13 protein-coding genes are annotated in these 13,447 nt (G+C 57.0%); 7 read left to right on the forward strand and 6 right to left on the reverse strand.

Going from position 1 to position 13,447, the window contains the following annotated elements:
* Position 1 precedes the first annotated feature (1 nt).
* Both M4951_RS10040 and M4951_RS10045 read left to right on the forward strand, forming a co-directional pair.
* Complete coding sequence (locus M4951_RS10040) at positions 2-238, forward strand: FmdB family zinc ribbon protein (protein ID WP_262026349.1); 237 nt, start codon at positions 2-4, stop codon at positions 236-238.
* Between the two features lie 65 nt (positions 239-303).
* Positions 304-1,632 (forward strand): PQQ-binding-like beta-propeller repeat protein, encoded by a 1,329-nt coding sequence (locus M4951_RS10045; RefSeq protein ID WP_262026350.1) that lies wholly within the window; start codon positions 304-306, stop codon positions 1,630-1,632.
* A gap of 220 nt (positions 1,633-1,852) precedes the next feature.
* On the opposite strand, the gene M4951_RS10050 is transcribed toward M4951_RS10045, so the two are convergent.
* Both M4951_RS10050 and surE read right to left on the reverse strand, forming a co-directional pair.
* Positions 1,853-2,338, reverse strand: coding sequence for a hypothetical protein (locus tag M4951_RS10050; protein ID WP_262026351.1), 486 nt, complete (start codon positions 2,336-2,338; stop codon positions 1,853-1,855).
* Positions 2,339-2,478: 140 nt separating this feature from the next.
* On the reverse strand, positions 2,479-3,243 hold the full coding sequence (gene surE, locus M4951_RS10055; RefSeq protein WP_262026352.1) for a 5'/3'-nucleotidase SurE: 765 nt from the start codon (positions 3,241-3,243) through the stop codon (positions 2,479-2,481).
* A 273-nt stretch (positions 3,244-3,516) separates the two neighbouring features.
* Between surE and guaA the strand changes: the two genes are divergently transcribed.
* The 4 genes from guaA to M4951_RS10075 all read left to right on the forward strand — a co-directional run bounded on the left by guaA (position 3,517) and on the right by M4951_RS10075 (position 7,796).
* Complete coding sequence (gene guaA, locus M4951_RS10060; RefSeq protein ID WP_410050424.1) at positions 3,517-5,100, forward strand: glutamine-hydrolyzing GMP synthase; 1,584 nt, start codon at positions 3,517-3,519, stop codon at positions 5,098-5,100.
* 266 nt (positions 5,101-5,366) lie between these two features.
* Positions 5,367-5,624, forward strand: a complete 258-nt coding sequence (locus M4951_RS10065; RefSeq protein ID WP_262026354.1) for a hypothetical protein — start codon at positions 5,367-5,369, stop codon at positions 5,622-5,624.
* A gap of 208 nt (positions 5,625-5,832) precedes the next feature.
* Positions 5,833-7,506, forward strand: a complete 1,674-nt coding sequence (gene ettA, locus M4951_RS10070; protein WP_262026355.1) for an energy-dependent translational throttle protein EttA — start codon at positions 5,833-5,835, stop codon at positions 7,504-7,506.
* 119 nt (positions 7,507-7,625) lie between these two features.
* Entirely contained in the window at positions 7,626-7,796 is a 171-nt protein-coding gene (locus M4951_RS10075) for a hypothetical protein (protein ID WP_262026356.1), read from the forward strand.
* Between the two features lie 118 nt (positions 7,797-7,914).
* On the opposite strand, the gene M4951_RS10080 is transcribed toward M4951_RS10075, so the two are convergent.
* Both M4951_RS10080 and proC read right to left on the reverse strand, forming a co-directional pair.
* On the reverse strand, positions 7,915-8,163 hold the full coding sequence (locus M4951_RS10080) for a hypothetical protein (RefSeq protein ID WP_002652521.1): 249 nt from the start codon (positions 8,161-8,163) through the stop codon (positions 7,915-7,917).
* An 82-nt stretch (positions 8,164-8,245) separates the two neighbouring features.
* Complete coding sequence (gene proC / locus M4951_RS10085; RefSeq protein WP_262026357.1) at positions 8,246-9,049, reverse strand: pyrroline-5-carboxylate reductase; 804 nt, start codon at positions 9,047-9,049, stop codon at positions 8,246-8,248.
* A 199-nt stretch (positions 9,050-9,248) separates the two neighbouring features.
* Between proC and M4951_RS10090 the strand changes: the two genes are divergently transcribed.
* Positions 9,249-9,620, forward strand: a complete 372-nt coding sequence (locus M4951_RS10090; protein WP_262026358.1) for a hypothetical protein — start codon at positions 9,249-9,251, stop codon at positions 9,618-9,620.
* A gap of 59 nt (positions 9,621-9,679) precedes the next feature.
* Here M4951_RS10090 and M4951_RS10095 read toward each other — a convergent pair whose 3' ends face one another.
* Positions 9,680-10,822, reverse strand: coding sequence for a XylR family transcriptional regulator (locus M4951_RS10095; protein ID WP_262026359.1), 1,143 nt, complete (start codon positions 10,820-10,822; stop codon positions 9,680-9,682).
* Between the two features lie 29 nt (positions 10,823-10,851).
* Entirely contained in the window at positions 10,852-13,431 is a 2,580-nt protein-coding gene (locus tag M4951_RS10100) for an alpha-galactosidase (RefSeq protein ID WP_262026360.1), read from the reverse strand.
* Positions 13,432-13,447 lie beyond the last annotated feature (16 nt).

Here is a 13,447-nt window from a genome sequence, read left to right on the forward strand (position 1 = left end):
GATGCCGCTGTTTGAATACGTTTGCACCGAGTGTAATTGTGAGTTTGAGACGCTGGTCCGCGGCGACGAGTCGGCCGCGTGCCCCCAGTGCGGTGCGACTAAGCTCGAAAAAGCATGGAGCGTGCCGGCCGCGCATACCAGCGGAGCTTCGCAAAGCTTGCCGATGACGGCTCCGCCGAGTTCCATGGGCGGCTGCGGCGCTCCGCAGTGTGGCGGCGGCGGCTGCCATCTCGACTAGTTAAGTTGTTTGCCCCCTCCCTCCCCCTTCCCTTCCGCTGTCTACCTAAAAAAGGTTCGCCCACGATGACCTTCCGAAATCGACTGGCCGCCGCGACATGGTTTGCGTTGGTCAGCTGTTCGCTTGCTTGGGCTGGAGATTCATGGCCGAGCTTTCGCGGCCCGTCAGGCGACGGCGTCAGCGAAGCGACCAACGTACCGCTGAAGTGGTCAGAAGAAGAAAACATCGCGTGGAAAACGCCGATCGAAGGGAAAGGATGGTCCTCGCCGGTTTTGGCCAACGGCAAGCTTTGGCTGACCACCGCGATCACGACGAAAGCTACGCCGGAAGCGTATGAGGAAAAGCTGCGTGGGAAACCGAAGTTTCAACAGAACACCAGCGAACTAGCGGCGTCGGTGCAATTGCGGGCGATTGAAATCGACTACGCTACCGGCAAGATTGGCAAGCAAGTCGATCTCTTTTACATCGACGATCCCGATCCGATTCATTCGACCAACAGCTACGCGTCGCCGACGCCTGTGCTCGCAGGGGATCGTTTGTATTGCCACTTTGGGACCTATGGCACTTGCTGCGTCGATACGATCAAAGGAGAGCTCGTCTGGAAGAATCAACTGCCGCTGCAACATAACGTGGGGCCCGGCAGTTCGCCGGTGCTGCATGACGGAGTGATGATCTTGACCTGTGACGGCGCCGACCAGCAGTACGTCTGCGGGCTCGACGCGAACACCGGCAAGCAAATGTGGAAGACCGATCGTCCCCCGCATCGCAAAGAAGATGGCGACATGCAAAAGGCGTACGCGACGCCGCTGATCGTCACTTGGGAAGGTCGCACGATGGCGATCATTCCCGGCGCTCAGTGGGACTGCGCCTACGATCCACTCTCGGGCGAAGAACTGTGGCGCGTCGATCACGGCGACGGATTCTCGAACGTGCCGTGTCCCGTCTTCAAAGATGGGGTTGTCTACATCTGCACCGGTTTCACCCGAGCCGAACTTTGGGCGATGAGCGTGAATGGCCACGGCGACGTGACCGATTCGCACGTTGGTTGGACGATGAACAAACAAGTGCCGACCAAGCCCTCTCCGGTAGTTTGGAAAAACTTGTTGTTCATGGTTTCGGACCGCGGCGTCGCAACCTGCGTTGATACCGATAACGGCGAAACCGTTTGGATCGAGCGACTGGGGGGCAACTATTCGGCCTCGCCGGCGATCGCCGAAGAGCGGATCTACTTTTGCAATGAAGACGGCAAAACGATCGTGGTCGCCCCGAGTCGCGAATTCAAAGTGCTTGCCGAAAACCAAATCGCCGGCCAAATCATGGCCTCGCCGCTGCTGCTAGACGGCGCGATTGTGCTGCGTACCGAAGGCAATCTGTATCGGATTGGGAAGAAGTAGAGGAAAAGCGGAAAGCGGAAACGGGAAAGCGGATATAGGTCAGGCCTTTGGCCTGACGATGTCCGGCGCCGGTAAGCAAAGAACGATCTGATGTCTTCAGCCCCGAAGGGGCGGCGCTAAAGTAGCCCAGGGCGAAGCCCTGGGTTTTCGTCCGCGAAATTACGCAGCCCCAACGGGGCGATCTTGCCGAACATCATTGGGCAAGGACTGACGTACCAGCTCAGATGTCCCCTTCGCGATAGCCCGGGTAACCGCCGGGACCATAGCCCGGTCCTCCTCCAGCACCAGGTCCGTAGCCGCCGCCGGGACCGTAGGGTTGGGGAAAGCCGCCAAAATTGTTGTTGAAGGTCGGCCCCAAGCCTTGGTAGGGGGCGCCCCACAATTGATACGGGACCGAGTAAGGGCGATACGGATGCAACCATTCGCCGTAAGGTCGAACGGGTCGCCCCCATTCTTGGACGATGTGGTAGTTGTCAACGCTGCCGCCGGTGCCGATTCGGCTGCGGAACTGGCGATAGCCAGAGCTCATGTAGCTGGGGTTGTACGGTTGATTGACGGTCGGGTCAGGCGAGTACTGCGCAACGCGGTCCCCTGTCTCTTGACTATGGCTATAGAAGCTGGGCGAGGTTAGCCAATCTTGTGCATAGGCGGAGGATACGGCAGCAAATACCAGGCACAGGCCGGTAATAACGCGGCATACGTTCATGGTTCGAACAGGGAGTTCGGCGCATCGCCGCGCGCGTCCGTTACGACTTGCGGCGATCAAATCAGAGAGCCGTCGCTTCAATTGCGACAACATACGGCATGACGAAATTCGCCATGCAGAACTGGGGGGTAACTTCCAGTCTAGTCAGCGATTTGCAAATCCCAAGACTTCATTCGGTCAAGATAAGCACTCTCGGTCAAATTAAAGTGGAGCGGAGTGAGGGTGATGTCCCCCTTCTCGAGCGCCGAAAGATCAGTTTCTTCCGAGCCGTGCTCTGGTTTGGGATCGCCGGTCGACCAGTAATAGTCGCGGCCGCGGGGGTCTTTTCGCTTGATAAAATGTTCGCCGTAGCGGGCCAGACCCATCGGTACGACCTGCACAATCGATTTTTTCCGCAGCGCGGCGGTCGGAAAATTAAGGTTGAACAGCTGCGCCGGCTCTCCTTTTTGAGCCAGAATCTTCTCGATGATCTCGCGTCCTTTGAGTGCGGCGACGTCAAACTGCGGGTTTTCGTCCCATTCCAGCGAGACCGCGACGCTGGTGATGCCAAAGAAGGCGCCTTCGATCGCGGCGGCGACTGTGCCGGAGTAGAGAACGTTGATCCCGGCGTTTAGCCCGCCGTTGATGCCGCTGACGATCAAATCAGGGCGTTTTTTGCAAAACTCGAAAACGCCAATCTTGACGCAGTCGGCCGGGCTCCCTTCGACGGCGTAACCGCGGAGCCGATCGCCGTCGTACGCTTCTTTGCAGACCAGGGGGCTGAGAAAAGTAATGGAGTGCCCGACGCCGCTTTGTTCAGTCGCGGGAGCAACCACGGTGACATTTCCCAGTTTTTGCAGTTGGCGCTCCATCGCGGCCAATCCGGGGGCGTAAATTCCGTCATCGTTCGTCAGCAAGATTTCCATTGTTCCATCCAATAGAGCGCAGGGAAGGCCGATTGAGCGCAAAGATCCGATTTGGTCTTCATGCTAGGCGGGGCCGCGGCAGGGGTAAACCGGGGAAGAACCAACGAGGGAGACGTGTTGGGCAATCTTCATGAATCGCGCCTTTCCGCAGTCGGGCGCTAGCGGCGGAGCTAGTTTGCAGCATTTGGCGATCGCGATATAATACGCGGTTTCCTTCACCCGCCGGTTTCTGGGCGGGCTTTTTCGTTTTCCGGTTTCGACGGAAGGATGACGATGACGGCTCCTGCGCCTGATCACAACTCTGACGCCTCTCGCATCTCTGACGAAAAGATACTCGTCCTCGACTTTGGTTCGCAGTACGCCCAGCTAATTGCTCGCCGCGTACGAGAGCAAAACGTCTATTGCGAAATCGTGCGGCATGACATCTCGGTCGAGCGGATCGCGGCGCATAACCCGCGCGGCATCATTCTCTCTGGCGGGCCCTCCAGCGTTTATGAAGAAGGAGCGCCGCAGTGCGATCCGGGGCTGTTTGCGATGGGGATTCCGGTGCTCGGCATCTGCTACGGCATGCAACTGATCTGCCAGGCGTTCGGCGGTCAGGTGAAAAACACGTCGCAACGTGAATATGGTCACGCCAAGATCAGCATTACTCCGAATGAGGACCTGTTTGGCGGTTTGCCCAGCGAGACCGACGTTTGGATGAGTCACGGCGATCAGGTCACCAATGTGACCGAATCGTTTGAATCGTTGGCCAGCACGTCGACCTGTCCGATCGCCGCGATGCGACACAAAGAACTGCCGCTCTACGCGATGCAGTTTCATCCGGAAGTGACCCACACGCCGCTGGGATTCCAGATTCTCCGCAACTTTGTCATTTCGGTTTGCCAGTGCGAAGGTCGTTGGAAGCTGCACGACTTCGCCCAGCAGACGATCGCCGAAATTCGCGAGCGTGTCGGCGGCAATCGCGTGATTTGCGGCCTCTCTGGCGGCGTTGATTCGGCCGTGGTCGCTGCCCTGCTCTATCAAGCGATTGGCCCGCAATTGTCCTGTATCTTGGTCGATAACGGCTTGTTGCGGAAGCAAGAGGCCGAGTCGGTAATCGCCGAGTTTACGAAGCATTTTAAGACCGACTTGCATGTGGTCGCCGCCAAAGACGATTTCCTGAAAGAACTGGCCGGGATCACCGAGCCGCAGGAGAAACGTCGCCGCATCGGCTACCAGTTTGTCGAATGTTTCAAGGCCGAAGCGCGCAAGATCAAAGACGCCAAGTTTCTGGCGCAAGGGACTCTCTATCCCGACGTGATTGAAAGCGGCGCCGCGCTCGACGGCCCGGCGGCGACGATCAAGTTGCACCATAATGTCGGCGGATTGCCGAAAGAGCTCGGCTTTGAGCTGATCGAGCCGCTGCGTGATTTGTTCAAAGACGAAGTTCGCAAGCTGGGGCTGGAATTGGGGCTGCCGGAAGATCTGGTCTGGCGACATCCGTTCCCCGGTCCCGGTCTGGCGGTTCGCTGCTTGAGCGACGTGACCGAAGAAAAATTGTCCGTGCTGCGTGAGGCCGACTCGATCGTCGTCAGCGAGATCAAAGCAGCCGGCCTGTATCGTCAAACGTCGCAAGCGTTCGCCGTGTTATTGCCGGTGCAAAGCGTCGGCGTGATGGGCGACGCACGCACCTACGAAAATGCGGTCGCCGTCCGTTGCGTCAACACCGACGACTTTATGACCGCTACCTGGAGCTACCTGCCGTACGAAGTGCTGGCGCGGATTTCGACGCGAATCATCAACGAAGTCAAAGGGGTCAACCGCGTCTGTTACGACATCAGTACGAAACCGCCGGCGACGATCGAGTGGGAATAACCGGCTATTCGTGAAGAACGCGGCGCCGGCAATGACAGAGCCGGCGGCTAGCCCTTACAATAGAACGCGGCGAAGCCACGGATGAAGAGCGGTATAATACGGTCGGAATCAAGTCGACCGCCGTACTAGCCCGCAGCGCCAGCGAGGGAATGCGGTCGGCGATACCAACACGGATTGAAGTGGCGACCGCATTCCCTCGCTGGCGCTGCGGGCTAGTGTTTTGTCACCATTAAGATTTCGGTCGCCACTGTCTGGCTTGCCCAGCAGTGCCGCCCTGCTCTTGTGGACCTGGATTTAACGATCCGACGGAAGTCGATGGCGAACGCGAAAAGAGTTGGGCAGGACTGCTGCTGATGCAGCCGGAGTTATCGAGCAATGCCGGCAGCGCAAAAAAACAGGCGCGACTGTTGGGAACAGTCGCGCCCATGAACGGGATCATCGCTCGTATTACAGTCTCGACAGGCGGGGCGAGCTGGTGGGTGCTCGAAGTCGAGGCCGCTAACGATCGCGTGGAGTTAAGATAAGAGTCTTTGCCCGAACTAATGTTCGTTGGCATCATGATATCACGCTATTTCGATCTTACAACCCTTAATTCGCTCCTTCGGGAAGAATTCTTCCTGTCGATATTCAGCGGGCAGATTGATTGCCTAAAATCGTTATAATCGGTTGCGATTCTACATTACCCGCATCACCACTAAACGCTAGCTACGAAAGACGTTAGAGAGTTCCTGCATGGGTAAAAAACATATCTTCACGATTGAGAATTTGAACAAAAAGTTCGGCCAGCGCGAGATCCTCAAAGAGATGTGGCTCGCTTTCTACCCCGGCGCCAAGATCGGCGTGCTGGGGCGGAACGGCGCCGGAAAGAGCACCATTCTCAAGATCATGGCAGGCATCGATAAGGAGTTTGATGGCGTTGCGCAGTTAACTCCCGGTTTTACGGTCGGTTATCTGTCGCAAGAGCCGCAACTCAATCCCGAAAAAGATGTGTATGGAAACGTCGAAGAGGCGGTCGCCCATCGACGGGACCTGCTCGTGCGGTTCAACGAAATCAGCATGAAGCTGGGAGAACCGCTCGAAGACGATGAGATGAACGCGCTCTACGAAGAGATGGGCAAATTGCAGGACGAGATCGAAGCGACCAACAGTTGGGAGCTTGATCGCGAGATTGAGATCGCGATGGACGCGATGAACCTGCCTCCCGGCGACGCTGACGTCTCCAAGCTCTCCGGCGGTGAGCGCCGCCGCGTCGCTCTCTGTCAGCTGCTGCTGAAAAAACCGGATCTGTTGCTGCTAGACGAACCGACCAACCATCTCGACGCCGAATCGATCTTGTGGCTCGAGCATCACCTGCAGGCCTATCACGGCACGATTGTCGCGATCACCCATGATCGCTACTTCCTGGACAATGTCGCCGGTTGGATTCTCGAAATCGAGCATGGCCGCAGCTATCCGTACGAAGGGAACTATTCGGCTTGGCTTGAGCAGAAGCAGAAACGACTGGCGCTGGAAGAAAAGCAGTCTGAGGCGCGTCAGAAATTTCTGGCTAACGAGTTGGAATGGATTCGCAGTTCGCAGAAAGCGAAGCAGTCGAAAGGTAAGGCGCGGATCAACGCCTACGAGAAACTGTCGGCCGAGCAATTTGAAGAACGCAACGACGAGTTCGAGATCCAGATCCCGCCGGGCAAGCACTTGGGCGATCTGGTTATCGAGGCCAAGAACGTCACCAAAGCGTATGGCGACAACGTCTTGATCGACAATCTCAGTTTTCATCTCCCGGCTGGCGGCATCATCGGCGTGGTTGGCCCCAACGGCGCCGGCAAGACCACCCTGTTCCGCATGTTGACCGGCCAGACCGAACCTGACTCCGGCGAATTCCGGATCGGTACGACGGTCGAGATGGGTTACGTCGATCAGTCGCGTGACGCGCTCGATCCCGAGAAGACAGTCTTTCAGGAAATCTCAGGCGGGCACGACACCATCGTGATGGGCAATCGCAAAGTTCATTCACGCGGGTACGTTTCGCGGTTTAACTTCCGCGGCCCGGACCAAGAGAAGAAGGTGGGCGTGCTCTCTGGCGGTGAGCGGAATCGCGTCCATTTGGCGGCGCTGTTGCGTCGTGGCTCGAATGTTCTACTGTTGGACGAACCGACGAATGACTTGGATGTCGACACGTTGCGAGCACTCGAAGAAGCGATCATGAACTATGCTGGATGCGTTGTGGTGGTTAGCCACGATCGTTGGTTCCTCGACCGTCTGGCGACCCATATCCTGGCGTTTGAGGGAGATGGGTACGTTCACTGGTGCGAAGGAAACTTCAGCACGTACGAAGGTCAGCGAAAAGAACGTCTCGGCATCAATCCTGATCAGCCGCCGCGATTCAAGTACAAAAAGCTGCAACATTAAACGTGCGATATCCGGATTCGCATTGCCGCAGAGTCTTGACCTTGCGGCGGCGATCCGTTAACAACAAATGCTTACCCCAAGCAATTCAAAGAATCTGTTTAACTACGAGGTATTGAGCCGTGTCCATTATTCGCCTTGGTTCCAATCAAAAGTATTCCAGCGGTTGGGAATCTGCGTTCGGCAAAGAGCCTGCGAAGAAGAGCGACACTTCCGCCAAGAAGACCGCTAAAACCGCCAAAAAGAAATCGGCCAAAGCGGCCGTAAAAAAAACGGCGAAGAAAAAGAAGTAGCGACGTCGCCGCTTGATCGGCGCTCAGAATCAAGCGAACGAAAAACGGCCGTCGCGATCACTCGCTGCGGCCGAATTTTATTTCTTGCCGATTGCCGGCGCGACATTTCAAAAAAACGCTAGTCCCAGGGTTCTTCCCCTTCGACATCGTCAAAGTCATCTCCCGCATGCCAGCGCTCGAGCGCAGCGATGACGGTGTCCCGTTCTTCGCGGTTCGTCCATAGGGACTCGCCTTGTTCCAGCCGGACTTCGTACTGACCTTCGCACAAGCAATCTTCAGCGCCGCAAAAGTGCGGCACGTCCGCGATCCATAGGATCCGGTAAAGGGGAACGTGCTTGTCGTCAATCATGCAAAACAACGAAGACATTTCAACATCTCCTCAAGGCGCTGGTCGCCTGGTAACCGCCTGCAGTAAATTATAGTTTCGCGGGAAAGGGGCGCCCGCAGAATTATTCCGCCCCTAATTCCTTTGACCTGGCGGTGGCCGCCATCACCGCATCATACGCCGCCGACCGAAATCCGCCTGCCTCCAGCGCTTGTAATCCGGCGATCGTCGTCCCACCGGGACTAGCGACGCGATCTTTGAGCACGCCGGGGTGATCGCCGGTCTGCAGCACCATGCCGGCGGCGCCGCGCACCGTTTGGGCCGCTAGTTGCAACGCCGCATCGCGCGGCAAGCCGACCCGAACTCCGGCGTCGGCGAGCGCCTCAATCAGCACGTACACATAGGCCGGACCCGAGCCTGATAGCCCCGTAACCGCGTCCATCAGCTTTTCGTCGACTTTCCGCACTACGCCGACGGCGCTCAGCAATTTCTCGACCAGTGCGACATCGTCGGACGTCGCGCCTTCCGCCGTGCAAAAGGCCGAGGCGCTTTCGCCGATCAGGCACGGCGTATTCGGCATCACGCGGATGATCCGCGTGGACCGGGTCCATTCGGCCAAGCGGGCCAGTGACGTACCGGCTGCGATCGAGACCAGCAGCACGTTATCGCCGATCACGCCGAGCCCAGCGATCGCCGCTTGCAGCATCTGCGGCTTGACCGCCAAGACGATCACATCGACTTCGGCCGCTAGTTTCGCGGCGCTGTCACTAACACTGGCGCCGGGAACCAATTGACCAAAACTGGCCCGAGCCGCCGGAAACGGGTCGACCGCGATTATATCGGCCGGGTGGACCAGATCGGCTCGCACGAAGCCGCTGGCAAGGGCTTGCGCCATCTGGCCGGCGCCTAGGAAACCGATTTTGCTCATTTTCAGCCGACTTTCTGGCAAGTTGAGTGCAGGAAACGCTCAATGCTAAAGAATTGCCCCCTAGTGGACAATGCGTCAGCGGTCCGTCGTCAGCGGATTACGACCTTGCGGTTTCCCCTGGATTGCTCTAGACGCCGACTGGCCTTTTTGACAAAGTCTGCGCCGCAAGTCTCAACACACTGCGGAAGGAGAGCGAGTCATGTATCGGAAATGGATGAATTTAGCGCTGTTGGGCCTGTTTCTGCTAGCGCTAACCAGCAGTCCGGCCCAGGCCGATTGGGGAGACTATAACCCGTTCGCCAGCAAGCCGGCCAAAAGGACGGCCAAAAAAGAACCGAGCACGCTATCGAAGATGGGGTCGAGCACGCAGCAGTTCTTCAGCAAAACGGCCGATTTTTTGAACCCGTTTGATGACGCCAGCGACAAGCCGAAGAAGAAAGTAATTCCGAGCCTGAAGAAGCCGAAGAAAACTTCGAGCAACTCTTGGTGGGGCTCGATGTTCGGGAGCAGCGAGCCGGAACCGCCCGAAACGGTCGATCAGTTCATGTCATTGGATCGCCCGAAGTTTTAGGCTGCAGGATACGAGTAGAATTCTGGGACGCACGTCTGATTGTCCGTCCCCTCGCAATATTATTGCCAATTCGACCGATATGCGCCCGGCGTAACGCCGGTAATCCGTTTGAACGCTGAGACCAGTTTCGCGGCCGAAGAGTATGCCGTGTGGTGAGCGATGGCGATCAGCTTTAAATCGGTGTATCGCAGCAGCGCCTTGGCGTGATCAATTCTCACGCGGTCGATCTCTGATTTGATGCCGCGCCCCAATTCCTGTTGAAAGCGGCGATCCAGCGAGGAGCGGCTTAAGTGGAATTGGTTGGCGATCATTTCGACCGATAGCCCGCTACAAGCATGCTCGTTGATATAGTGCACGATCGCGGCGACTTCACGATCAGCGATCGCCATCACGTCAGAGGAGCCGCGGACGATGATTCCCTTGGGTGGAATCAAAACGTGTTTCTCGACCTTCTCGTTCTTCATTAGCCGATCCAGGCTCGCGGCGCCTTCGTAACCGATGCGATGCGCATCGGGTTCGATGCTGCTGAGCAGCGGCGTCACCAGATTGCAGATCGTCAGGTCGTTGTCGATTCCTAGCAGCGCGATATCTTCTGGAACAGCGACGCCGGCAAGTTTGCAACTCATCAGGACTTGCCGCGCGCGAACGTCGTTGCAGCCGAGAATGCCGCAGGGACGCGGGAGACCTTGAACCCATTGGCCAAGTTCGTTGATTTCCGATTCTCCCAGCAGTTCACGAACCATCGCATCCCGATCCGCCTGGCCGCCGACAAAGCTATGCGTACGGCAACCATGTTGGTGGGCGATCTGCTCAAATGGCGCCGCTCGCAGGTCGGAAAAGTCGATTCCTGGATACCCGCAATAGGCGATATCTCGCAAACCTCGTTCGACAAAATGTTCGACAGCCATCTCGGCGCATGCGACATGATCGGTATCAAAAGTCGCTCCCTGTTGGGGGAAGTAAGAGCCGCGCAGATCGACGGTCGGCTTGCCGAGCCGGTCAATCGTCTCCATTACGTCATCCGTTTCGATGCGCGTGATGACGCCGTCGATATTCCAATGCTGAATTGCCTCGGGAAGCGCTTCATTCAAGCGCCGCTCGACATGCAGGATCTGCCAATTTCGGTGAATACGACAATAGTCGGCGACCCCTTGGAGGCACGCGCGACCATAGCCGCGCGACGATTCGATCAGCAGGAGCACAACTTGAGATCGTGGTAGCTTGCTCCGATTCACGTTGCGTCATTCGCCGTAAATTCGAGGATCGTCGCTTGGATCGCTGCAGAAGTCGACAAGCGGACTCCCTGCTCCATCCATTCTTTTCCTAGCTTGGAGACGCCTGCTTCGGCCAGCGGCGGGCGTCCGGTCTGCGGATGGCGCTCGGTTAGGTGATAGCTTTTATGCGGATCGAGCCCTTGCGGCTTGGCCACGCGGGGCGTTTCTTCCGCCAGTTGATAGACAAAGAGGATTGCTCGGTCTTGTCCCTGCGCCACAAAGTTCACCACGCTACGTTTGCCATCATGCGGCGATTCGATGCGGTACTGGTCGCCTAGATGAATGACGTCGCGGAACTTTTTATAGCTGGAAATCGCACTACGACAAGTTTCAATTTCTTCAGGAGAAAGAGCCGCCAGGTCGATATCCATTCCCATGCGGGCGCTCATCGAAACGGCGGTCGCAAAATGGAGCGGGCGCTCCCCCATTTTCGACGTATGACTGCAGATCGAGATTGCCGGAAAGAAATAGGAATAATCCCATTGCAGCGCCACGCGACGCACGGCGTCCGTATTATCGCTCGGCCAAAACTCATGGAAATATCGCAATGCGCCGTAGTCGACGCGACCGCCTCCGCCGGCGCATAGCATCAGTTCCGTGTGAGGGAATTCAACAGCCGTTTGCTGCATTAATTGGTAAAGGTTGTTCGTGTAGTCGATCCATAAATGGGTCTGTTTCCCCGACGTTAAAAAAGCGGATCCGGGCTGCGTAACATAGCGATTGGCGTCCCACTTGGCGCAGCTTACGCCACGAGTCTTTAGCGTCTCCTGAATCGCACTGTGCTCAAACTGTTGGACCTCGGGGCGCGTTAAATCGAGCACCAACTGCGTCCGCTGGTAGTCGAGTTCTCGCTGAGGCTGACGAATGACCCAGTCGGGATGCTGCTCGTACAGCACGCTCTGAGGATTTACCATCTCCGGTTCAATCCAAATCCCAAACCGCATGCCATGTTGGATCGCCGATTGTGCGATCGGCTCCATTCCCTGCGGAAAACGGTTGGGGTTCGGTCGCCAGTCTCCTAGCCCGGCGCGATCATTGACACGCGGATACTTGTCGCCAAACCAGCCGTCGTCGAGCAGGAAGAGCTCGAAGCCGACATCCGCCGCCGGCTGGAATAGGCTTTCGATCCGCTGTTGGTCAAAGTCAAAACCGGTCGCCTCCCAGTTGTTGAGCATTGTGTCACGCGGCTTGTCTCCGTCGCGAATCGCATGCTCCCGCGCCCAGCGATGAAATTTGCGGCTCATTTCGCCTAAGCCGTGATTGCTGCTCACCCAGATCATCGTCGGCGTTTGAAAGCTTTCGCCGGCGGACAAATGGTAGGTAGATCCTAGCGGATGGAGACCGCAGAGGGCTCGTACTTGCGAACCGTTATGCTCAAACGCCGCTCGAAAATTTCCGGACCAGGCCAGCGAACCGGCGATGACGCGGCCTCGATTTTCTTGCGGTTGGCCATCCAAGGAGAGCACCAACGAGGGGGCGACAAACTGAGTTGCACGGGTCCCCAGTAGCGATTCGATCGATTTGACGCCGGGAGTCAATTTCTCGGCGATCGGATTCATTTCGTCGGCCCAATCGCCGTGGAAATGTAATAGATGCAAATCGGGGGCGTTGAACAACCAGCTAGAGGACGCCATCCGCTCGAGCGCGATCTCGCCTTCCCCCTGATGATGAATATGGCGCCATTCCTCGATCACGTCGTGGGCCGGATCAAGACGAAAATAGAGCTCAACCAATAGTGGGTAAACGTCATCTTGCAGGCGGATGCGAATCTGCTGACGTTCGTCATCAAGACTTGTGCGCTCAACATCCACAAAGCGGAGCGAGGTTGAGCGGTCGCCGTTTGCGTGGACCACTTGCAGCGCCGGCTCCCACACATACCCATCCCCACCCTGAGGATAGGCGACCTGGTTGCGGTTGGACGGTGATTTCTCTTCCGCTGCGCCAATGGGAGACTGGTAGAGCCGTCCATCTTCTCCCACGATAAAGCGGAGTTGAAACGACGCGGTTTTCAGATCGATCGTTTCGAACGGGGCAAGAACCTGCGGCAGAGGTTGGTCGTTGCGCAGCGTCAACTTTGCGTCAGCCCAATCGGCGTGATCGTGAGAACTGCCGTCGCCATTATCATCAACGACAAGTTCCAAGACGCTTACGTTGGCGACATCTAGATCAATCCGCTGGGCGGGGCTCTTTCCGGTGACTGGACCACTGTGAAAAATCAGTTTGCGATCCGCGAAGACTCGAAATTGTGCAGCGCCTTGCCCGCCAGCGCTATCGTCAATGCCGATGACGCTGCGAAATCGGAGTGCGTTCCGTTTAAGCTGCAGTCGTAGTCGACTAGATGCGTGCGTACCAATTCCTTGTGCGAATTTTTCGCCGCGGATCGAAAGCGCTTCGCCCATGATGTTGGCGTTCGCTTTCGGTACGCTCCATCCAGACGACATTTGTGAAAGATCTAAGGTCGACAGCGGAACGGTTTCGTTCGCCGCCGCAATATCTCCAAGACAAATCAGCCCAATAACAAGGCACAATTCACGCATTAAATCGTCTGTTTCT

This window comes from Blastopirellula sp. J2-11 (assembly GCF_024584705.1).
In the GTDB taxonomy this organism is placed as follows: domain Bacteria; phylum Planctomycetota; class Planctomycetia; order Pirellulales; family Pirellulaceae; genus Blastopirellula.